We start from the raw sequence: 20,123 nt of genomic DNA on the forward strand, positions 1-20,123 counted from the left end.
CCGTACGGGCGACCAGTCGCTACTCCTCGAGCCCGATGGCGTCGACGAACGTCTGGTAGGACTGTGCGCCGACGACGGTCCCGGTGACCTCGCCGTCGCGGGCGACGACGAACGACGGCGTGGAGTCGAGGCCGGCGTCGCGCATGGCGTCCTCGTCTTCGGTGACTTGCTCGGTCTCGGTCCTGTCGGTGGCGGCCGTGCGGACGGCGTCGGGGTCGGAGAGGGTGGTGTTGTCGGCGAGGAAGCTGGCTGCGGCCTCGCCGGGGTTCGACGCGACGGCGTCGGGGTTGCGGTACATCCAGCGGCGGAGCGCCCAGAACGCGGCTTCGTCGCGTGCCCAGGTGGCTTCGAGGGCGTGGATGGCGGCCGGCGCCCACTCGCGGGCGACGGCGACGTTTCGGTAGACGAACGACAGCCGCTGGGACTGTACGAAGTTCTCGCGGAGCCGGGGGAACGTCTCGGTCTCGAACGTCTGGCAGTGCGGACACGACGGGTCCGAGAACGCGACGAGCGCGGCGTCGGCCTCCATCGGTGGCGGGCCGAGCGTCGGTTCGTCGTCGAGTCCGGCGGCCGCAGGGTGGTCGGCGAGCGCGTCACTGCTGCCGCCGTCTCCGCCGCCGATGCCCAGACAGCCCGAGAGCGCGACGCTCGTCGTCGTCGCTGCGGCGGTCGTCGCGAGGAACGTCCGTCGGCTGGTCATGCTGCGGGCTTGACGCGGGACTGGCAAATAGTCCGGGGGCAGTTTCGCCGGGCCGGCGAAGCGCGGTGCCTGTGAACGTCCGACACGCTTACGACGCCGGTGTGCTAACGGTGAGGCGATGGGTTCCCGACGTCACCTCTCCCGGCGCGCCCTCCTCGCCAGCGTCGGTTCGGCCGCCGCCACCGCCGCTGCAGCGGGCTGCACGGCGCCAGCGAAGTCCCCGGATACGTCGACGACCGCGCCCCCGGACGCGGCCGACGGCTCGCAGTCCGAGCGCGGGGAGGCGCCCGACCCCCGGCTGTCGCTGTCCAGCGACGACGAGTGGACGACTTACGGCTACGACGGCGGCCACACGGGCTACAACCCTCGGGCGTCGGCGGTCGGTGACACCGCCACGTCCGTCTGGGAGTCGGGGGTCGACGGCATCTACACGCTCCGCGAGCCGGCGGTCGCGGACGGCCGACTGTTCGTCGGGAGCAAGCAGACGATGTGGGCGTTCGACGCGGCCACCGGCGAGGACGAGTGGAAGACGCACCTCGGCGGGATGGCCCACCACTTCGCGCCGACCTGCCGGGACGGCACGCTGTACACCGTCGCGAAGGAGGGGGCGGGCGTCGACACCGGTGCGCCGGGCTCCGTGCAGGCGCTCAGTGCCAGCTCCGGGGGGAAACTGTGGTCGACGGCGGTGCCGGCGACGTCGACGGTCGCCCACGACGGCAGCCGGCTGTACGTCGCCGGCAAGGAGGCCGGCGCGGGCTACGTTCGCGCTCTCGACCCCGAGTCCGGCGACCGAGGCTGGCGGTTCGAGGTCCCCGACGCCGACCGGAGCTCCGTCACCGGCGCCCCCGCGCACGCCGACGGCACCGTCTACGTCGCCGCGACCCTGCTGGCCGACGACGGGTCGACGAGCGGCCGACTGTACGCTCTCGACCCCGACGACGGCGGGCGCGTCGAGTGGTCCGTCGGGACGGCCGGCGCGCTGGACGTGGCACCCGTCGTGACCGGTGACCGCGCGTTCGTCGCGGCGCGCGACGGCACCGTCCACGCGTTCACGCTCGCCGGCGACACCGCGTGGACCGCCGACACGGGCGCGACCATCTACTCGCGGCCGACGCACGCCGACGACCGGCTGTTCGTCGTGACGACGGGAGACGTGGTCGCGCTGGACCCGGGCGGCGAGGAGGCGTGGCGCGCCGGCAGCGAGCGCACCCAGATGACGGGCGCGACCGTCGCCGGCGACACGCTGTACGTCGGCGGCGAACCGCTGTTCGCGCTGGACACCGCGACCGGCGACGTCCGGTTCGACCTCCCGGTCGACCAGTACCACGGCGCGTACGGCGCGCCGGTCGCCGCCGGCGACGCCATGTTCGTCGGCGTCTGCATCAAGGACACGGCGGGCGCGCGGTACGACAACTACGTCCGCGCCTACACGTAGTCCGCTGGCGACTCGCCGGCCCCGCCCCGCCACGTAGGGGCGAGGTCGGCCGTCGCCCGCACCGCTAAACCGTCGGCTCCCCAACAGGGGGTATGGGCAGAATGGTCGACGGCGAGTGGCGGACCGAGGAAGAGATGATCGACCACGGCGACGACGGCGAGTTCGAGCGCGAGGAGACGAGCTTCCGGGACTGGGTCGGCGAGGACGTCCCCGCCGAGTCGGGGCGCTACCACCTCTACGTCTGCTACGCGTGCCCGTGGGCGCACCGGACGCTTCTGGTGCGGGCGCTGAAAGGCCTCGAGGACGCCATCTCGGTGAGCGTCGTGGACCCGGTGCGGTACGACCAGGGCTGGGAGTTCGACCCGGAGAAGCCCGGGTCGACGCCGGACCACCTGTTCGGCCACGACTACCTCCGGGACGTGTACGCCGAAGCCGACCCCGAGTACTCCGGGCGCGTGACGGTGCCCGTGCTGTTCGACACCGAAGCCGGCACCATCGTGAACAACGAAAGCGAGGAGATCATGCGGATGTTCGACGGCGCGTTCGACGCGTTCGCCACCCGCGACGTCGACCTCTACCCCGAGGGCTACCGGGACGAGATCGACCACCGTATCGAGGACATCTACGACCCCATCAACAACGGCGTCTACCGCGCCGGGTTCGCTGACACTCAGCGCGCCTACGAGAACGCCATCGCCGACCTCTTCGACGCGCTCGCGCGCTACGACGACCTGCTCGCCGACCAGCGGTACCTCGCGGGCGACCGGCTGACGCTGGCGGACGTTGCGATGTTCACCACCCTCTACCGGTTCGACGAGGTCTACCACACGCACTTCAAGTGCAACCGCCGCCAGATCGCCGAGTACGACAACCTCTGGCCGTACCTCCGGGAGCTCTACCAGCTGCCGGGCGTCGCCGCCACCTGCGAGATGGACCACGTGAAGAACCACTACTACCGCAGCCACGGCCAGCTCAACCCGAAGCGGCTCGTCGGCGCCGGCCCGAACCCCGAGTTCTCGGCGCCCCACGACCGCGACGAACTGCCGGGCGGCCCGCCCGGGGCGCTGCTGGACTGAACAGGGCTCCCGCAGCCCGCCGCCCCCGAGACGGTGGACGACACCCTCGCCAGCCCCGCGCTCGGCGCCGCCGCCTCCCCAACCGGCGCGTTCTGGACGCCGAACCGGCTCGGCGGGTCACGACGGCGGGGACACGGTGACGTTCCCGCTCGACCCCGAGACGGTTGCACTCGAGACGAAGCCCTCGTCGCCGGCGACCACCACGACCGTCCCGGACCCGGCGCGCTCGCGCCGCACGAACGGGTACTCGTCGTTGCCGCTGGCGGCCGCGTCGAACGCCGCCGCGAACTCGTCGGCGTCCGCGGCGGTGTCGAACCGCAGTACCCAGGCGGCCGCCTGCGCGCTCTCGGTGCCCTCGCCGAACAGCACCGCGACGTCCTCGCCCCAGCCGGCTGCCGCGCGACTCGCGCGGTCGTCGGGCAGCTGGTTCGCCAGCAGGGCGCGCACGAACAGCTCGCCGCGGTGCCCGCGCTCGACCACGCGCCAGTCGCCGCTGTCGGCGACGGTCACGTTCAGTGCTGCCGGCGGTTCGCTGCCGCGTTCGAGGCCGTGAATGAGCTCCTCGGCGGTCCGCGGCGGCTGCTGGTAGACCGCCGAGAGGTTCGCCGGCGTGTCGAGTCGCGCCGCGAAGTGCTCGCCACCGAAGTAGTACTGGGCGTAGATCTCGCCGACGCCCCGGGGCGCGTGCTCGTAGAGGCACCGCCGCATCTCCATCGGGGTGCCGTGCGTCCACCCGAGGTCGTGCTCGCGAGCGTACGCCTCGGACGCGTAGACGGCCGCTCCCTCGACGATGGCGCGCGAGGTGGTGCGGCCGCCGATGGTCTTGGTGAGGGTATCGCGCATCGGGGCCTGCACCTCGAGCTGGGCTGACTGGTACTGGATGGCGTGGACGTACTCGTGGACGAGCAGCAACTCGAGTTCGGCGGCAGTGAGGCCGTCCGTGGACACGACGACCGTCGAGGCGTTCGCGAGCCCGACGGTCTCCGGCATGCACGTGCGCGGGTCGCCGCCGTCCTTGGCCGCGCCGACCAGCGACACGAGGTCCGCCACCGGCTCGATGGGCAGGTCGTCTTCGGGCTGCCGCACGCGCACCGTCGGCTGCGTCGCGTCGACGCCGAGCAGCGTTTCGACGCGCTGGAACACGGCCTCCGGGTCCACGGGGAGCGACTGGTCGGTCGTCGTCTGGGCCGGCGTCCCGGTGGCGGTGGTGGCCGTCGTCGGGTCCACTGTCCCGGTCGTGGCGGGTCCGTCGTCGGTTGCCGGCGCCGGCGTCGTTGCGTCGGCACCGGGGTTCAGTCCGGCACAGCCGGCCTGTGCGACGAGCAGGGCTACCGCGGCTAGGGAGAGGAGGGCGCGGGGACGCATACCCGCGAGTGGAACACGTCAGGTGAAAAATGTTCGCGCTGGAACAGTCGGCCTACCGTTTCTCCTGCCCGATCTGGATGCCGCCCGATTCGCTCCAGAGTTCGAGCCGTTCGTCGATTGCGTCGAAGACCTCCGGGACGGTGATGTCGTTCTCGTTGGCGAGGTGCAGCGCGTACGCCGCGAGGAGGTCGAACTGCGGGTTCGGGCCGCGCGCGGCGAACTTCCCGTCGTTGAGCAGCATGTTCGCACCGCCGTCCTCGCCCATCTGGACGACTGCGGTCGGGGCTTCGGCGTCGGAACTAATCATCTCGACGGCGTCCTCCTGGAAGTCGGTGAGGTCTGCCATGCGCGAGCGTTCGTCCCCGCGCGGAAGAAGGTGCTGTTACTGGCTGGCGGCCCGCGGTGCGTTTGTCGGAGCTACGCCGATTCGTCGGCGTTCAACGCGACCGAGGCCAGCAGCGCCTCGAGCTGGACGCGCTCGTTGGCGCCCTCGGCGATGCGGTAGTCGGCCTCGCCGAGCCGGTCGAGCAGCCTGACGGCGGCGGCCTCCTCGACGTCGAAGCTCCAGACGGAGCGGTGGATCTGGTCGATGATGTCGCCGCCAGCGAGCCCGCGGTTCGTCAGGAGGTCGTCCAGCGTCGCTCGCGCGGCCGTGAAGTCGCCGCCGAGCGCCTCCGTCACCATCGCCTCGATCTCCTCGGGTCGCGCCGTCGCCGTGATGGCGTAGACGGTCTCCTCGTCGACGACCTCGCCGGTCGCGGAGGCGGCTTGCAGGGCGTTGATGGCGCGCCGCATGTCGCCGTCCGAGGCGTACACGAGTGCGTCGATGCCGTCCGACGTGTACTCCAGGTCCTCCTTCTCGGCGATGGTGCGGAGGTGGTCGGCGACGGCGTCGTCGCCGAGCTGCGCGAACCGGAAGACTGCACAGCGGGACTGGATGGGGTCGATGATCTTCGAGGAGTAGTTACAGGAGAGGATGAACCGCGTGTTGTTCGAGAACTGCTCCATCGTCCGGCGGAGCGCTGATTGCGCGTCGTCTGTGAGGGCGTCTGCCTCATCGAGGAAGATCACCCGGTAGTCGTGGCCGCCGAACGACGACCGCGCGAAGTCCTTGATGCGGTCCCGGACGACGTCGATGCCGCGCTCGTCGCTGGCGTTCAGTTCGAGGAAGTTGTCCTGCCAGTCGTCCTCGTAGATCTCCTTCGCGATGGACACCGCTGAGGCAGTATTGTGCATCGTTGTCGGGACGTTGCCGGCGACGAAATTGTGCGTCTCGGGGACGGTGAGGTCGTACACTCTCGTCGGCTCGCCGTTGCGTTCGACCGCCTGAACTGCATCGTAGTAGAGGTCGGCAGACGCCAGCAGTTCCAGCGACCGCATCTGCGCCGCCACGTCGAGCGAGAGCATCCGTTCTGCCGCACGCTCCAGTTCTGCTGCGACGGTCTCGAACCGCGTGAGGGACCGCAGACTGTGGTCGTCGTTTGTCAGGAGGTTGTTCACCGCCACACCACGGTACGGGGTGCCGTCGGCGAGTTCCTCGTAGGAAACACCGAGTGACTCGCGAACGCCTTCGAGGGTCTCCTGGACTGCCCCGACGTTCGGCTCGCTCTCATCGAGCTCGGCGAGCAGCCGTCCGACTCGCCGACCGGTCGGCGTTCGTCGGCCGTCGGCGTACTCCAGCAGTCGGTCAGTTCGCGCATCGACCGTCTCCGCGATCGCTTTCCGCTCGTCGAGCGGCTCCAGCTGGGGCCTGTTCTCCACCCACGCCGTCGCGGCTCCAGTCACTGCAGCGAGTTCGGACTGGGTAGCTTCGAGGGAGTCCAGTGCAGTCTGTGCCGCGTCGAGTTTGTCGTCGGCCGCGTCCAGCACGTCGTCGAGTGCCGTCAGGTACTGCTCTCGCGCTCGCGCGTCGCTGCACAATTCGCCGACGAGGCCCTCCTTCTGGAGGTTGAGACGGCGACACAGTCGGTCGACCGACGCTTGAACTGGCATCGTGTCGTGGTTCGGGTTCGAGTCACGCGCCGCCGCGTCGGCGAGCCGCGAGGCCTTCTCCCCGATTGTGAACCCGACCGCCGACTCGAATCTGGCGAGGTCGCGCGCTCCCGAAACGTAGAGCGTGTGGTACTCGCGCTCGATTCCCGTCCCGTTCGTCGCGGCCTTCTGCTCGCGCTTTCGGCGCGCCGGGATGCCGAACCCCGCGAGCAGGTACGTGAGCGCCGAGACGAACTCGCCGTCTTTCTGCGAGAGTTCGATGGCGCCTTTCTTCGTCACGTAGCCTTCGGCGTCGAAGACCGCCCGCAGGAACGCGCTCCGGGTCTCGTCGCTCGCCTCGAGCAGCGTCGAAACGATGCCGTCACCGGTCACGTCGAAGCACGCCTCGAGGTACGCCGACAGCGTAGCGCTGATCGCGTGAACGAACGGGACGCCCTTGCGTTCTCGTCGCTCGCAGGACAGCCCGAACTCGTCTTCGAGCGTCGTCTCGACGTGTTCGAGCAGCCGCTCGTCCTCGTTGTAGAACCGGAGACGACCACCGTCGACCCGGGCTTCGCTCACCACCAGCCCGAGGAACCGCGCGAGGGACGCGTCGACTCGTTCTGGTGGCGTGATCGGCGCCGAGCGCAGATTGTTCGCATTCACGTACTGGATGCTCTCGATGTGGTTCGCAACGTCGTCGTAGTCGAACCTGTCTCGGAGGTAGGCGAGCGAGCAGACGGTAGAGGACGCAGCGAGGTCACGATCGGCGACATCGTTGGCGTACGCCTCGACCGTGTCTCTCGGGACGTCGAGCACGTCGCTGGCGGTGTCGACGTTTCCGTGTCGCCGGAGCTCCCGTACGACTCGCTTCTTCGCTCCGACGTAGTTCTCCTCGGCAGGAATTCCGGCCGTGGCAGCGAACCCGTCGTCGAGGTGGACGAGCGTCCGGTCACCGTCCATCGCCTCGTACCAGTCAATTCGACCGTCACCGCCGGGGGCCGGCGCGTGGAGTGGACGGGCAACCCGATCGCCAGCCGTCAACTCCTCGGCAGGCGTCCAGGAGAGCCCCTCACCGTCGACGGTCAGGAGGGGATGTTCAGGTGTGACCGTGAACTCGCCGCCGTCGCGCGTCGAGACCGTCACTGTCTCGTCGGCCTGCCGGCTGAACACGTCCGATGGTGGCGCGTACTCGAAGTCGCCGTCCTCGGTGAACGTCGCCACTTCGAGATCGGGGCGGGGAGACTCGAAGCCGTCGACGTCACCGACCACGTCCTCGACCCGCTCGACGCCGTCGTTCGTCAGCACGGGGGTTTCGCCAGTGAGACACTTCCCGGTACCCGCTGGACCTGCGAAGAGCAGGTGGGGGAGGTCGTCGCGGTCGACGTAGCTCTGCAGGCGCTCCGTGATGTCGGGGTGTCCGACGACGTCCTCGAGGCGCTCCGGTCGATACTTCTCGACCCAGATTTCCTGCCGGCCGCCAGCGGCGTCTGCCATGCACGGACGGTGGGGCGTGTGGGACTTAAACACCGCGAGACATGCGAGACCCGAGCGAGCGAAGCGAGTGCGTGGCTCGGAGGGAGTGCGCGGTTCGGAACGAGCGACGCGAGTGAGAACCGCGTCACGCGAACGGGACTTGTCCCGTGAGCGCGCGAACGGAGTGAACGACTGAGAGCCACGGATTACGTGAGCGGCGAACGGGGTGAGCCGCGAACTGCGAGGGTCTCGGGATAGCGAACGGGGAGCGCGTGGCCGACCGGCGGGAGGCCACGGTGCGGACGAGCGGGGAGCGGAGCGACCCGCGAGGAGCGGAGCGACCCGTGAGCCGCGCGGTGGCGGTGCGGTGGGTGAACGAGCGAAGCGGGGGAGGGTCTCGAGGATGCGGGCGCCTCGAAATCTCGTGTCGTCCCGCAGCCGGTCGTCCGACGCTGTGTCGCCGTCTGCGACGGCGCAGCTACGTTTATCAGGAGCGACGTTGAGTGTCGACGTATGAACAGGAAACAGGTGCGAGCCGTCGCGCTCGCCGTCGTGCTCGTCGTCTCGATGCCGGCACTGGTCGGCGTGGCGGCGGCCGAGGAGCGGTTCGGCGGCACCGTCGTGGTGGAGGAGGGTGAGACTGTCAGCGACGACCTGCAGGCGGTCGGCGGGACCGTGGTCGTTCGCGGGACCGTGGACGGGAATCTGGAGGCGTTCGCGGGGTCAGTCGTGCTCGCGGAGGGCGGGACGGTCACCGGGACCGTGCAGGGTGCTGCCGGCAGCGTCACGATCGCCGGGTCGGTCGGCGAGGACGTGGAGATCGCCGGCGGGAGCATCGACGTCGCCGAGACCGCGACCATCGCCGGGGATGTGGACACCGGCGCCGGGTCGTTCACGCTGGACGGGCGCGTCGACGGCACCGTCCGGGTCGGCGCCGGGTCGATTCTGCTCGGGTCGACGGCGTCGGTCGGCGGCGACTTCCTCTACGACGGCGACCTCTCGCAGAGCGGCGGTGCGACCGTCGACGGTGAACTCCGGCAGGACGACAGCATCGCCAGCGGCGGCGGCTTCCAGAGCAGCGGGATGCAGGTGGCGAGCTGGCTGTTCACGGCGTACGGCGTCGCCGTGACGCTGGTGTTCGGCGTCATCGTCCTCGCCCTGCTGCCGGGCGTGGCGGCGGCGACCGTCTCCGACACGCGCGAGCAGCCGGCGCGGACGGCCGGCATCGGGTTCCTCGCGCTGTTCGCCGGGCCCGCGCTGTTCGCTGCACTCCTGTTGACAATCGTCGGCATCCCGCTGGCGTTCCTGTGGCTGCTCGTGTACGGGCTGCTGGTGCTGGTCGGGTTCGTGCTCGGCGAGTACGCGGTCGGCGCGTGGCTGCTGTCGCTGGCGGACTACGAGAACCGGTGGGTGGCGCTGCTGGTCGGCGTGCTGGCCGTGTTCGCTCTCGGTGAAGTCCCCATCCTCGGTGGGCTCGTGGAATTCGTCGTGCTCCTGCTGGGGCTCGGCGCGCTCGCCGCCGTGCTCTGGCGGCGAATCCGGGGCCGGCGCCGGACGGAGACGGCCGCCGACGCAGCCGCCAGCACCGGCGACCAGGCCGGGGCGGCCGACGACGGCGAGCCGACGGCCTGACGAACGGCGGTCCGACGACCGGGGGGCTGAAGGCCCTCGGCCGGCTACCGCCGATGTATGCGCGTGACCGTGGAGGTGGTCGGCGGGGAGACCCGCGAGTTCGACGTCGACGCCCCAGCCGACGGCGACGACGGTGAGCGGGCGACGACGTACGCCGACATCCTCGCGGACCTCGAGTTGAGCCCGCACGAGGTGTCGGTGATGGTCGACGGCACGCCGGTGCCCGAGGACCAGCCCGTCGACGCCGACTACGTGCGGGTGCTGCGGCTGATTCAGGGAGGGTAGCGCCGTGGCCGCTGGCGGCGACCTCACCGTCCGGGACGCCGGGCCGCGTGACCACCTCGGCGTGATGCGGGTGCTGGACGGTGCAAACCTCGAAGTGGACGCGACGGCCGTCGAGGACCGCATCGAGGCGGGGACTGTGGTCGTCGCCGACGACGCGAACCGCATCGTCGGCGCGCTCGTCGCCGTCCCCCGGGGCGAGACGGGGGCGCACGTCGAGGCCGTTGCGGTCCGGCGGCGTCGCCGCGGCCAGGGCATCGGCTCCCGGCTCGTCCGGGCTGCCGCCGAGCGCTGGCGGCCGCTGACGGCGAACTTCGACCCCGGCGTGAAGCCGTTCTACGACGACCTGGGCTTCGACTGCGAGCGCCGCGGCGAGCGCTACCGGGGCGTCCTCGAATAGCCGGAGGGACGACGGTGAAGCCAGCCGGTCAGACGAGCGGTTCGACGAGGTCGCGACCGGCGTCGAGGAGGGCGGCGACGCGGTCGCCGCTGCCGGCCTCGGCGTACACCCGCATCTTCGGTTCGGTGCCCGACGGGCGGACGAGCAGCCACGAGCCGTCCGCGAGCAGAATCTTGAAGCCGTCCGTGTCGTTGACGTCGTCGACGCCGACGCCGGCGACGCTGTCGGGGAGTTCGTCGGCGAGGTCGTCGAGGACTGCCTGTTTGCGGTCGTCCGGGCAGTCCACGCTGACCTTGTCCTGGTGGATCTCGCCGTGGGCGGCCTCGATGGCGTCGATGCGCTCGTCGAGGCCGGCCTCGCTGGCGGCGGCCGCGGCGAGCAGCGCCATCAGCACGCCGTCCTTCTGGCGGACGTGGCCGCGCATCGTGTAGCCGCCGGACTCCTCGCCGCCGAAGAGGCCGTCGTGCTCGCCGACGGCCTCCGCGACCCACTTGAAGCCGACGGGGACCTCGACGACCTCGCAGTCCCGGGAGTCGGCGAGCTTGTCCACGTGGAACGTCGTGGAGACGGTCCTGACTGCGGGGCCGGCGTCGGACTCCAGCAGGTAGTCGTAGGCGAGCACGTAGAACCAGTTCCCGTCTAGCACGCCGCGCTCGGGCGTGACGGCGGCGACCCGGTCGGCGTCGCCGTCGTTGGCGATGCCGAGGTCGGCGTCGTGTTCGCGGACGGCGTCGGCGAGGCCGGCGAGGTGTTCGGGCGTCGGCTCCGGGGGCGTGCCGCCGAAGTCCTCGTCCCGCGTGCAGCGCCGCCGAATCACGTCGGCGCCCGCCGCTTCGAGGGCGTCGTCGGTGACGCCGCGGCCGCTGCCGTGCATCGCGTCGTAGACCACTGTCAGCCCCGAGAGGTCGGCGTCCACGAGGTCCCGGCAGTGCTGGACGTGTGGGCCGGCGAAGTCGACTTCCCGGATTTCGCCGGTCTGCTCGCCGTCGACGGGCTCGCCGAGATTCGCGACGATGCCCTCCGTGACCTCGGGGAGGGCGCTGGCGCCGTCTTCCGGAATGAACTTCACGCCGTTGTACTCCGGCGGATTGTGGGAGGCGGTGATGACGAGCGCGCCAGCGAGGCCGCGCTCGACGATGGCGTGGGAGACGGCGGGCGTCGGGCAGTCGCGCTCGGGCACCAGCACGTCGAAGCCGCTGGTAGCGAGCACGTCGGCGACGTCCTCGGCGAACCCGCGGGACGTGGCGCGGGCGTCGTACCCGACGGCGACGGTCTCGCCGGCGTGGCCCGCCGCGGCGAGGTAGTCGGCGGTCCCCTGAGCGACCACGCGGACGCGCTCGCTGGTGAACTCGTCGAGCGTCGCCCGCCAGCCGTCCGTCCCGAAGCTGATGGCGTCGTCCATGCGCGAGTCGTCGCTTCGACTCCTCAAAGGCGCTGCGGTCGGCGGGGTAGTCGGACGTACCAGTTCGCGTACTGAAACGAACTGCCGGAAACGCGCTCGGAGACCGCGCGGAACTTAGGCGGGGGCGGTCTACGGACACGCAATGACTGGCACACCGCTCGTCGTCGGCGTCGCCGGCAGCCGCCGCGACGGCAGCTACACCCTGAAAGGCGTTCGGCGGGCGCTGGCGGCGGCCGAACGGGCGGGCGCCGAGACGGACCTCGTCGACCTCGGGAGCGTCGACCTCCCGCTGTACGACCCCGACCGCCCCGCTGCAGAGTCCGGGGACGCCGAGGCGCTGCTCGCCCGGATGCGGGCCGCAGACGGCGTCGTCGTCGGGTCACCGGTCTACCACGGCAGCTACTCGTCGACGTTCCGGAACTTCCACGACTACTGCTCGTTCGACGAGTACGAGGACACCGTCGCCGGCATCCTCGTGGTCGCGGGCGGCGGCACCATCGCGTCCACGATGGACCACCTGCGGGTCACGATGCGGGGCGTCCACGCCGACGTGGTGCCGGCGCAGGTCGGCGTCCGGAACGCCAGCGACAAGTTCGGTGCCGACGGCACCGTGCTGGACGACGACATCGCCGACCGCATCGACGGCGTCGCCGAGGACGTGGTCGCCACTGCTCGCCGGCGGATGGCGTCGCGGGCCGGGCCCTGAGTCGACGGCTCGCCGTGGCTCGGCGCGCGCTCAGAACAGGGCTTCCTTCTCGGCGCGGGAGAGTTGCTTGAGTTCGTACTCGCGGCTCATTGCGGCGGACTTCGACTCGAAGGACTCGGTGTGCCTGAGCTCGACCGGGGTGCGGCCGCGCGTGTACTTCGCGCCCTCGCCGGCGTCGTGTTCGGCGACCCGTCGCTGGACGTCGGTCGTGTAGCCCGTGTAGTAGGTGCCGTCGCTGCACTCGAGGACGTACACGTAGTGCACAACAGAACGGAGCGGCCGGTCCGATACCGGTGTTTCGGTCAGGCGTGGCGTCCCCGCTCGCGGGATACCTCGGCGATGCCCGCGTTCGCGGAGCAGTTCGGGCACGCGCGAACCTGTCCGTCCTCGTCCGCGAACACGCGGACGAAGTCGTCGGAGACGTGGCCGTCGCAGTGGGTACAGCGGGGCATGGGGAGTTGCGCCGACTGGTCGTCGGCACTACGTTACTACTCCGCACACCAATAAAGCAGTTTTCCCAATTTGGAACATAATTTCCCCCAGTGCGAACCTGAGTTGGTTCACTCCCGCCGTCACACACCCCACCTTCGTTTCACGTGGAACGACCCTTGGTCACGCGCAGTTCGCCGTGCACACGGCGTAACCGGGCCGTTACGCGGCCGATTATGGGAAGCCTTATAAGGAGGGGAGAGAAAAGCCAGCGTGTATGGCAGACCTCATCGTCAAGGCCGCTGTGAAGGAAGCACTCGACGACAAGAACGTTGCCTCCGACTTCTACGAGGCGCTCGACGAGGAAGTCGACGAGCTCCTCGCCGACGCTGCCGAGCGCGCCGAAGCCAACGGTCGAAAGACCGTCCAGCCGCGCGACCTGTAAACTCGGCAGTCCTTTTCCGTTCTTTCCCGGGTCGTAGCGGCGCGTCTCCGCCGACCCGCGACCGTTCGCCCGCCAGCTACGGCGTCACCGTTCTGACGCCGTCGCCGGTCCCGACGTAGACGACGTCCGCCAAATCGACGAACAGCCCGTGTTCGACGACGCCCGGAATCCCCGACAGCGACGCCGCCAGCGACCCCGGGGCCTCGATGTCGCCGAAGTCGCAGTCCAGCACGAGGCTGCCGTCGTCGGTGACGACCGGGCCGTCCTTCCGCTCGGCGTCCCGCAGCACGGGCTCGCCGCCGAGGGCCACCACTCGCTCGGCGACCACCGTCCGGGCGTCCGGCAGCACCGCCACCGGCACCGGCACGTCCAGCACGTCGGCCTCCTTCGACGGGTCGGCGACGACGACGAACCGGTCGGCGCTCGCGTCCACGTACTTCTCGCGAGCGTGCGCCGCCCCGCCACCCTTCACGAGCGCTCCGCCGGCGACCTGGTCGGCGCCGTCGATGGCGACGTCCACCGACGCCTCTTCGAGGGTCGTCAGCGGAATCCCCGCCTCGACGGCGCGCTGCCGGGACTCGAAGGACGTCGGCACGCCCTCGACGTCGACCGGCCGCTCGCCGAGCGCCCGAATCGCGTGCGCCGCCGTACTCCCGGTCCCCAGCCCCACGACGTCGCCGTCCTCGACCTCGTCGGCGGCGGCCTCGCCCGCCCGCCGCTTCTGTGCGTCGCTCCCGCCGGACTGTTTCATGCCACACGCTCGGGCGGCCCCCGGCAAAAAGCCACCTCCGCCACCCGCCCGGGCTTTTTCTCGCTGCCGTCCGTGCCGTCGGACGTGTCCCGAACTGTCCTCGTGGTCGGCGTCGGCTCCGGCCTCGGCGCGTCGGTCGCCCGCCGGTTCGCCGAGGCGGGGGCCAGCGTCGGCCTCGTCGCCCGCTCCGCGTCGTTCCTCGACGACCTCGCCGCCGACATCACGGCCGAGACACCGGGCTCGGCCGTCGCGGCACCGGCGGACATCACCGACCCCGACGACCTCTCGGCCGCCGTCGACGCGGTCAGAGACGCCGTCGGCCCCATCGACGCCCTCGTCTCCACGCTGTACAGCGACGACGCGACCAGTGGCGACAGCGCCGTCCCCAGCGTCGCCGACCTCCGAGCGACGACGAGTGTCGAACTCGACGGCGTGCTCCGGTGTCTGAACGAGGTCCTCGCGGACCTCCGTGCGGCCGACCGCGCCGACGTGCTGGTCACCGGGTCCGCCAGCGCGGTCCGCGACCGCGGCAGCGACCCGGCACGTACGGCCGCCCGGTCCGCCCGGCGTGCGCTTCTCCGGTCGGTCGCCGACGACCTCGCCGACGACGGCGTCCACGTCGCTCACGTAGTCGTCGACGGCTGGCTCGACACGCCCGAACTCAGGGATGCACACCCGGACCGTCCCGACGACGCCTGGATCGACACCGACGCCGTCGCCGACTGTTTCTGGCGGCTCGCCACACAACCCCGGACCGCGTGGACCTTCGAACTCGACGTCCGGACCAGCAGGGACGCCCAGACCTTCTAGCTGTGGCGCTCTCTCGGAAGAAACCGGTTAAGCACCAATTACCGAAAGGGGGGCGGTCCGTGTCTGACGAGCGGATGACGTCAACGAGGGGGCCGCCGGGGGGAAATAGCGGGAGCGGCCCGCTCGCGCTGGTCGCCGACACCGACACCGACTCCTGTCGCCGCTGGCTCTCGCAGGCCGACGACGCGCTCGTCGTCACGCTCGACCAGCGACCCCGCGAGTGGCTCGCCGCCCACGACCACGCCGTCCACCCGGCGTTCGTCGCAGCCTACCCGCACCCGGACTGCGTCCGAACGGTCGCCGACCCCGGTGCACTCGACGCCATCGCCGTCGCCGTCGACGAATTCCTCGCCGACGTTCCGGCCGACGACACGCCCGCCGTCTGCGTCGCCACCCTCGACACCCTCTGCGAGTACGCCGGCCGCCGCCGCACGGAGCGCTGGCTCGCCGCCGTCGCCGGCCGCGTGCGCGCCGCTGGCGGCACACTGCACTGTCACGACTGCGACGCCGACCTCCCCCACGCCGACGTCATCTTCGACTAGAGCCGCTCTTTGACCGCCTCGGGGTCGTGCGTGAGCCGGAGGGTTCGCGAGCGCCCGCGCCCCTCCAGTTGCTCGTACTCGGCGTCGATGAGCCCGAGCTTGTCCAGCTTGTTCACGATCTCCGTGTACCGCGTGTACCCCAGGCCAGTGCGGTCGTTGAACGTGTCGTAGACCTCGCCGGCCTGGTCGCCGTCGCGGTCCGCCACCGTCTCCACGAGCGCTCGCTCGTTGTCCGACAGCGCGCGGAGGTTCCGGGACAGGTGGACGTGCTTGGCCTCCTCGTAGACCGCCTCCACGTCCTCCACTTCGACGGTCCTGCTCGCGCGGGACTCGGCGTGCAGGCCCGCCCGCCGCAGCAGGTCGATGCCGACCCGGAGGTCACCCGCCTCGTCGGTGAGCTCGCTCACCTCGTCCAGCACCGGCGTCGGCACGGCGTCCTCCCGGAACCCCACGTCGATGCGGTCCCGGAGGATGTCCGTGATCTCCGAGCGGTCGTACGCCGAGAAGTACGCCTCCTCCGGCCGGAACACCGACTGCACGCGGCCGTCGAGGTCCTCGATGACGTCGAGGTCGAGGTCCGAGGACACCACGATGACGCCGACCTTCGCGCCGGCGTGGGTCTCGTGTGCGCGCAGCAGCGAGTACAGCGTGTCGCTTGCTTCGTCCTCGTAGAACAGGTAGTTCACGTCGTCCAGCGCCACCACCAGCACCTCGTCGTCCTCGGCGATGCGCTCGGCCACCTGCCCGAACAGCTTCTTGAAGGAGATGCCCGACGACGGCGGCTCGTAGTCGAATATCTCCTGGAACACCCGGGAGAAGACGGCGTACCGCGTGGAGTCGACCTGGCAGTTCACGCGCACCGTCCGCACCCCGGGCTGGCCACCCAGCTCGCCGAACAGCTTCTGGACGGCGGTCGTCTTCCCGGTGCCGGGCGGCCCCCGCACCATCACGTTCAGCGGTCGGGACCCCCTGACGGCGGGGCGGAGCGCGTACTGCAGGGTCTGGAGCTGGGCCTCCCGGTGGCGGAAGACCTCCGGGACGTAGTCGATCTCGAAGACGTGCTCGTCCCGGAACACGGTCTCGTCCCAGCCCAGCATCCCCTCCCCGGGGTCCTCGTCCATCACTTTCACCACGCCCGGGCAGCCACTTAACGGTTCGCCACGGTTCGCCGAACGCGGGAGTAGCGCCGTCGAGCGGACGAATCGCGGCTACTCCGCGGTGTCGGCGACGTCAGAACTTCTCCAGCAGCCGGCCGTAGAACCCGCCACGCTGCTCGCCGCTCCCGCCGTCGGCAGCGCCGGCCGCCGACCCGCCGTCGCCGCCGCTCCCGCCACCGCCGCCGGGCGCCCCGCTCTCGGCGGACTCGTCGGCGAGCTTCTCCACGATGAGCTCGGGCGTCGACCGCGCGAGGTGGTCTTTGACGGGCGAGCGCTCCACCACGAGTTCGCCGCCCTCCAGCCCCTCGGCGCGGATGCCGTCGACGGTCACGGCGAACCCGCACTGGTCCCGTATCTCGCCCGCGAGGTGGGAGACGAACACGCCCGAGGCACCGGCCTCGTGGAGCTCCTCGAGGATGCCGGCGATGATTTTGGCGGACGCACCGGGCTCCGTGATGGACTCCAGCTCGTCGACGAGTACCAGCCGGCTGCTCGCGCCCTCGGTCAGGCCGGCGAAGTCCCGGAGCGTCGCCTCGAAGGCGCCCGCGTCCAGCGTCCCCTGCGATTTGGCGTAGTAGTGCAGTTCCTCGATCTCGGGGACTCTGGCGAACTCGGCCGGCACTGGCAGCCCCATGTGCGCGAGCACGACGACGACCGCCACGAGGTCCAGCGTGCTCGTCTTCCCGCCGGAGTTCACGCCCGAGAGCAGCGCCACGCCGTCGACGCCGTAGTCCACCGGCTCGACGTCCGCGAAGGCCACGTCCAGCAGGGGGCTGCGGCCGGCCTCGATGGCGAAGCCGCGGCCGCCGCGCTCGGCGAGCACGCAGTCGAAGTCGTCGGCGAACCGGGAGACAGCGAGCTCCACGTCGAGGTCGAGGGCGTCGTTGACGAGCTCTCTGGTGGGCTCCCGGAGGTCCGCGAGCGTCGCGGCGAGCTCGCGCTTGCGCTCGGCCGCCCGCCGGTCCCGGGCCGCCGTCAGCTCCTCGCGCAGCCGCGAGACGGCCTCCTCGTCGTGGTCGACGGGGAACGTCGGCTCGTCGCCGAACGCCCGCCGCGCCAGGTCGACCTCGCCGCCCTGCAGGTCCAGCGACTCCACGAGGCTGTCGCGGGCCGCCGCCACCGCTTCGGCGTACTCGTCGGCGAGTTCCCGGCTGAGCAGGCTGTCGACGCCCGCGCCGCGCTCCACGAGGCTCAGGAGGTCGGCGCCCTCGATGGTGACGTCCTGCTCCTGGATGACCTCGCGGAGCCGGTCGTTGGCGACCGACTCGGCCGTACCGACGGCGGCGTCGAGGTCGTTCACGGCGACCGTCAGCCGGTCCAGTTCGTCGTCGCCGGCGACCGAGCCGTCGCTCTCCAGCTGGGCGAGCGCGTCGTCGAGCTCCGCGAGGTCGACGTCCGTCTCCAGCCCCGCGGTCTCGTGGACGTCGACGGCCGCCCGGATGCGGTCGCGGTTCGTCGCGAAGAAGGAGAGCACGCGCTCCGGGACGACGTCCTCGGGCCGCTCGAGGGCGTCCGGCTCCACGCGCACGTCGCCCTCGACTTCGACGCCGACGAACGCCTCGTCGAGCGCGACGACCGTCGAGTACCCCCGGGCGAGGTCCGCCAGCCCCCGCGCGTCCTCGACGACCTCCACCGAGAGTTCGGGGAACACGTCCTTCGCCTCGCTGTACGTCTCGGCGTCGGTCGTCGCCAGACACCGGTCCCGGACCGACAGCCCCGACGGCCGCGACAGCGGCGCCACGCCGTCCAGCGCCTCGACGACGGCCTCGTCGGGGTCGCGCACCATCGCGCGCTCGGCGAACTCGTTGACCTCCTCGATCCGGGAGTCCGCCGCACTGGGGTAGAACGTCCGCAGTCGCTGGCGCGCGTACCCGGTCACGGCGCGCTCCTGCAGCAGCGACAGGACGCGCTCGTGTATCTCGCTCGCGCGGTCGGTCGCCAGGAAGCCGCCGGGGTCGTCGTGGCGCGCGCGAATCGCGTTCCGAACGATGCGGGCCGCCCGTCCCTCGCTGACGCCGGGTGCGCCCGCGACGGCCGCCACGTCCCCGCGTTCCAGCGCGCTCTCGGGGTCGTCCAGGCTCCGGAGCGCGTCGGCGGTCTTCGCGCCGACGCCCGGAATCGCCTCCAGGTCCATCGAGCGAGGTGTACGCGCCCTGCCTGAAAGTGTTTTCGCGGTTCGGCGTGCCGGCCGCCGGCTCAGTTACCCGTCCACCGGAGCAGCGCGAGCGTCCCCTCGAACAGCGCGATCATCGTGATGGCGACGATGATGGGGACGACGCCGGTCGGGTCGATGGCGCCGAACGTGAACGAGATGCCGGCGAACGCCGCCCAGAACAGGAGCCGCCGGCTCTCCAGCCAGCGTCGGGTGACGACGCCGAGCATGATGGCGAGCATGATGAACAGCGGAATCTGGAAGACGACCGCGAGGTAGCCCATCACCATCAGGATGAGGTTGAACGTGGTGCCGAGCGCGAACGCGATGTCGGCACTGGGCTTGGTGTACCCCACGAAGTAGTCCATCGTGTACGGGAGCACGATGAAGAACGCGAACAGCACGCCGAGCACGGCGAGCACCAGACTCGTCGGAACCGAGGCGAGGTAGTAGCGGCGCTCGTTCTCGTAGAGCCCCGGCCGCATGAAGGCGTACGACTCGTAGACGAACGCCGGCAGCGCGACGACGAGGCCCGCGAGGCTGGCGACCTTCAGCTGCGTGATGAGCAGCTCCAGCGGGTGGTAGACCCGTGGGTCGATGGCTTCCCCGCTGGGCAACACCTGGTTCCAGATGGTGGTGATGAGGCCCTCGGTGAGCGGGAAGACGATGACGCTGACCAGCCCCGCGATGGCGATGACGATGGCGAGGCGCTTGACCATCTCCTCGACGTGTTCGCCGAGCGGCGCCTCCTCGTCGGTCTCGGGGGCGTCCATGTCGAGGCCGCCGGTGCCCGCGGGTTCGGGCGCCGAGTCGGCCGTGATGACGCTGTCCTCGCTGTCGTCTCCCGTCGGTGTCTCGTAGCTGGCGGGGGTCGGCCCCTCGACGTCGTCGTGGGCGTCGGGGCCGTCGGACTGGTGGTCCTCGTCCGCGAGCAACTGGGGGTCGGTGGCGGGCGACTCGCCTTCGGCGAGGTCCGGCGGCACTCGGCCCTTGGTGCCCCACTCCCACTCGTCGACGTCGCCGTCCCCGCTGTCTGCGTCCTCTGCCGGTTCGACGGCGGACTGGAGGCCGACCCAGTCGACGCGGCCGTCGCTGGCGGCATCGCCACCGTCGGCGTCGCTGGCGGTGTCGTCGTTCGCTCCGGCGTCGTCGTTGTCGCTGTCGGCGTCGGCGACGTGACGCACCGCCTGCGTCGGGCTGGTGGCGTCCTCGCTGTCGTCAGTGCCGTCAGCACTGCCGCCAGCGCTGTCGTCGCTGATGTCGTCGCCCTCGACTCGACGGACGGCGGACTGGAGGTCGTCCCAGTCGTCGCGAGACGGACGTCCCTCGGCGAGGTCGCGTCCGCCGTCCGGTTCTTCGGCCATTCGTGTGGCCCTTGTCGACCGGGGCGTT

At 70.8% G+C, this 20,123-nt stretch carries 20 protein-coding genes; 9 read left to right on the forward strand and 11 right to left on the reverse strand.

Annotation, left to right across the window (positions count from 1 at the left end; genetic code table 11):
• Nucleotides 1–19 precede the first annotated feature (19 nt).
• The gene (locus tag LT971_RS01190) at nt 20–700 is read right to left on the reverse strand and encodes a DsbA family protein (RefSeq protein WP_237005023.1); all 681 of its coding nucleotides are present in this window, start codon (nt 698–700) and stop codon (nt 20–22) included.
• Nucleotides 701–818: 118 nt separating this feature from the next.
• Here LT971_RS01190 and LT971_RS01195 point away from each other — a divergent pair, with 118 nt between their 5' ends.
• Both LT971_RS01195 and LT971_RS01200 read left to right on the forward strand, forming a co-directional pair.
• Nucleotides 819–2,135: an outer membrane protein assembly factor BamB family protein gene (locus LT971_RS01195; protein WP_237005024.1), complete on the forward strand. Its 1,317-nt coding sequence runs from the start codon at nt 819–821 to the stop codon at nt 2,133–2,135.
• A gap of 92 nt (nt 2,136–2,227) precedes the next feature.
• The gene (locus tag LT971_RS01200) at nt 2,228–3,211 is read left to right on the forward strand and encodes a glutathione S-transferase family protein (RefSeq protein ID WP_237005025.1); all 984 of its coding nucleotides are present in this window, start codon (nt 2,228–2,230) and stop codon (nt 3,209–3,211) included.
• A gap of 117 nt (nt 3,212–3,328) precedes the next feature.
• Here LT971_RS01200 and LT971_RS01205 read toward each other — a convergent pair whose 3' ends face one another.
• From LT971_RS01205 to LT971_RS01220, 3 genes are all read right to left on the reverse strand, one after another.
• The gene (locus LT971_RS01205; protein WP_237005026.1) at nt 3,329–4,576 is read right to left on the reverse strand and encodes a hypothetical protein; all 1,248 of its coding nucleotides are present in this window, start codon (nt 4,574–4,576) and stop codon (nt 3,329–3,331) included.
• Nucleotides 4,577–4,628: 52 nt separating this feature from the next.
• Entirely contained in the window at nt 4,629–4,922 is a 294-nt protein-coding gene (locus LT971_RS01210; RefSeq protein ID WP_237005027.1) for a hypothetical protein, read from the reverse strand.
• A gap of 71 nt (nt 4,923–4,993) precedes the next feature.
• A complete protein-coding gene (locus LT971_RS01220) occupies nt 4,994–8,044 on the reverse strand; it encodes a replication factor C small subunit (RefSeq protein WP_425293258.1) in 3,051 nt (1,016 codons plus the stop codon).
• 492 nt (nt 8,045–8,536) lie between these two features.
• Here LT971_RS01220 and LT971_RS01230 point away from each other — a divergent pair, with 492 nt between their 5' ends.
• The 3 genes from LT971_RS01230 (at nt 8,537) to LT971_RS01240 (ending at nt 10,337) form a co-directional block, all read left to right on the forward strand.
• Nucleotides 8,537–9,655, forward strand: a complete 1,119-nt coding sequence (locus LT971_RS01230) for a bactofilin family protein (RefSeq protein WP_237005028.1) — start codon at nt 8,537–8,539, stop codon at nt 9,653–9,655.
• 57 nt (nt 9,656–9,712) lie between these two features.
• On the forward strand, nt 9,713–9,940 hold the full coding sequence (gene samp2 / locus LT971_RS01235) for a ubiquitin-like small modifier protein SAMP2 (protein WP_237005029.1): 228 nt from the start codon (nt 9,713–9,715) through the stop codon (nt 9,938–9,940).
• A gap of 64 nt (nt 9,941–10,004) precedes the next feature.
• Nucleotides 10,005–10,337, forward strand: a complete 333-nt coding sequence (locus LT971_RS01240) for a GNAT family N-acetyltransferase (protein ID WP_237006240.1) — start codon at nt 10,005–10,007, stop codon at nt 10,335–10,337.
• 28 nt (nt 10,338–10,365) lie between these two features.
• Here the strand turns inward: LT971_RS01240 and LT971_RS01245 are convergent, their stop codons facing one another.
• Entirely contained in the window at nt 10,366–11,739 is a 1,374-nt protein-coding gene (locus LT971_RS01245) for a phosphoglucomutase/phosphomannomutase family protein (RefSeq protein WP_237005030.1), read from the reverse strand.
• 142 nt (nt 11,740–11,881) lie between these two features.
• Between LT971_RS01245 and LT971_RS01250 the strand changes: the two genes are divergently transcribed.
• Nucleotides 11,882–12,445, forward strand: a complete 564-nt coding sequence (locus LT971_RS01250) for an NADPH-dependent FMN reductase (protein WP_237005031.1) — start codon at nt 11,882–11,884, stop codon at nt 12,443–12,445.
• 30 nt (nt 12,446–12,475) lie between these two features.
• Here LT971_RS01250 and LT971_RS01255 read toward each other — a convergent pair whose 3' ends face one another.
• Together LT971_RS01255 and LT971_RS01260 are read right to left on the reverse strand one after the other, a co-directional pair.
• On the reverse strand, nt 12,476–12,709 hold the full coding sequence (locus tag LT971_RS01255; protein ID WP_237005032.1) for a GIY-YIG nuclease family protein: 234 nt from the start codon (nt 12,707–12,709) through the stop codon (nt 12,476–12,478).
• A 38-nt stretch (nt 12,710–12,747) separates the two neighbouring features.
• On the reverse strand, nt 12,748–12,897 hold the full coding sequence (locus tag LT971_RS01260; RefSeq protein ID WP_237005033.1) for a DUF7563 family protein: 150 nt from the start codon (nt 12,895–12,897) through the stop codon (nt 12,748–12,750).
• A 254-nt stretch (nt 12,898–13,151) separates the two neighbouring features.
• On the opposite strand from LT971_RS01260, the gene LT971_RS01265 reads away from it, so the two are divergent.
• Nucleotides 13,152–13,319 carry a DUF1931 family protein gene (locus LT971_RS01265; protein ID WP_237005034.1) on the forward strand — a complete coding sequence of 56 codons (168 nt, stop codon included), beginning with the start codon at nt 13,152–13,154 and terminating at the stop codon, nt 13,317–13,319.
• Nucleotides 13,320–13,395: 76 nt separating this feature from the next.
• Here the strand turns inward: LT971_RS01265 and rpiA are convergent, their stop codons facing one another.
• Nucleotides 13,396–14,070, reverse strand: coding sequence for a ribose-5-phosphate isomerase RpiA (gene rpiA / locus LT971_RS01270; RefSeq protein WP_237005035.1), 675 nt, complete (start codon nt 14,068–14,070; stop codon nt 13,396–13,398).
• 84 nt (nt 14,071–14,154) lie between these two features.
• Between rpiA and LT971_RS01275 the strand changes: the two genes are divergently transcribed.
• Entirely contained in the window at nt 14,155–14,880 is a 726-nt protein-coding gene (locus LT971_RS01275) for an SDR family NAD(P)-dependent oxidoreductase (RefSeq protein ID WP_237005036.1), read from the forward strand.
• 59 nt (nt 14,881–14,939) lie between these two features.
• Nucleotides 14,940–15,422 carry a DUF7504 family protein gene (locus LT971_RS01280; protein ID WP_237005037.1) on the forward strand — a complete coding sequence of 161 codons (483 nt, stop codon included), beginning with the start codon at nt 14,940–14,942 and terminating at the stop codon, nt 15,420–15,422.
• On the opposite strand, the gene LT971_RS01285 is transcribed toward LT971_RS01280, so the two are convergent.
• From LT971_RS01285 to LT971_RS01295, 3 genes are all read right to left on the reverse strand, one after another.
• Complete coding sequence (locus tag LT971_RS01285; protein ID WP_237005038.1) at nt 15,419–16,543, reverse strand: ORC1-type DNA replication protein; 1,125 nt, start codon at nt 16,541–16,543, stop codon at nt 15,419–15,421. The two genes, LT971_RS01280 and LT971_RS01285, sit on opposite strands and share 4 nt — an antisense overlap.
• Before the next feature lie 109 nt (nt 16,544–16,652).
• Entirely contained in the window at nt 16,653–18,713 is a 2,061-nt protein-coding gene (locus LT971_RS01290; RefSeq protein WP_237005039.1) for an endonuclease MutS2, read from the reverse strand.
• Nucleotides 18,714–18,775: 62 nt separating this feature from the next.
• On the reverse strand, nt 18,776–20,095 hold the full coding sequence (locus LT971_RS01295) for a twin-arginine translocase subunit TatC (protein ID WP_237005040.1): 1,320 nt from the start codon (nt 20,093–20,095) through the stop codon (nt 18,776–18,778).
• Nucleotides 20,096–20,123: the final 28 nt, after the last annotated feature.

It is taken from the genome of Halobacterium rubrum (assembly GCF_021729015.1).
Lineage (GTDB): Archaea > Halobacteriota > Halobacteria > Halobacteriales > Halobacteriaceae > Halobacterium > Halobacterium rubrum.

Excerpts from the sequence above, each read along its gene's own strand:
- samp2 (WP_237005029.1), top strand. The coding sequence starts at position 9,713 with ATGCGCGTGACCGTGGAGGTGGTCGGCGGGGAGACCCGCGAGTTCGAC.
- LT971_RS01265 (WP_237005034.1), top strand. The coding sequence starts at position 13,152 with ATGGCAGACCTCATCGTCAAGGCCGCTGTGAAGGAAGCACTCGACGAC.
- LT971_RS01220 (WP_425293258.1), bottom strand. The coding sequence starts at position 8,044 with ATGGCAGACGCCGCTGGCGGCCGGCAGGAAATCTGGGTCGAGAAGTAT.
- LT971_RS01240 (WP_237006240.1), top strand. The coding sequence starts at position 10,005 with ATGCGGGTGCTGGACGGTGCAAACCTCGAAGTGGACGCGACGGCCGTC.
- LT971_RS01230 (WP_237005028.1), top strand. The coding sequence starts at position 8,537 with ATGAACAGGAAACAGGTGCGAGCCGTCGCGCTCGCCGTCGTGCTCGTC.
- LT971_RS01285 (WP_237005038.1), bottom strand. The coding sequence starts at position 16,543 with ATGGACGAGGACCCCGGGGAGGGGATGCTGGGCTGGGACGAGACCGTG.
- LT971_RS01200 (WP_237005025.1), top strand. The coding sequence starts at position 2,228 with ATGGGCAGAATGGTCGACGGCGAGTGGCGGACCGAGGAAGAGATGATC.
- LT971_RS01250 (WP_237005031.1), top strand. The coding sequence starts at position 11,882 with ATGACTGGCACACCGCTCGTCGTCGGCGTCGCCGGCAGCCGCCGCGAC.
- LT971_RS01210 (WP_237005027.1), bottom strand. The coding sequence starts at position 4,922 with ATGGCAGACCTCACCGACTTCCAGGAGGACGCCGTCGAGATGATTAGT.
- LT971_RS01260 (WP_237005033.1), bottom strand. The coding sequence starts at position 12,897 with ATGCCCCGCTGTACCCACTGCGACGGCCACGTCTCCGACGACTTCGTC.
- LT971_RS01190 (WP_237005023.1), bottom strand. The coding sequence starts at position 700 with ATGACCAGCCGACGGACGTTCCTCGCGACGACCGCCGCAGCGACGACG.
- LT971_RS01295 (WP_237005040.1), bottom strand. The coding sequence starts at position 20,095 with ATGGCCGAAGAACCGGACGGCGGACGCGACCTCGCCGAGGGACGTCCG.
- LT971_RS01290 (WP_237005039.1), bottom strand. The coding sequence starts at position 18,713 with ATGGACCTGGAGGCGATTCCGGGCGTCGGCGCGAAGACCGCCGACGCG.
- LT971_RS01205 (WP_237005026.1), bottom strand. The coding sequence starts at position 4,576 with ATGCGTCCCCGCGCCCTCCTCTCCCTAGCCGCGGTAGCCCTGCTCGTC.
- LT971_RS01195 (WP_237005024.1), top strand. The coding sequence starts at position 819 with ATGGGTTCCCGACGTCACCTCTCCCGGCGCGCCCTCCTCGCCAGCGTC.
- LT971_RS01245 (WP_237005030.1), bottom strand. The coding sequence starts at position 11,739 with ATGGACGACGCCATCAGCTTCGGGACGGACGGCTGGCGGGCGACGCTC.
- rpiA (WP_237005035.1), bottom strand. The coding sequence starts at position 14,070 with ATGAAACAGTCCGGCGGGAGCGACGCACAGAAGCGGCGGGCGGGCGAG.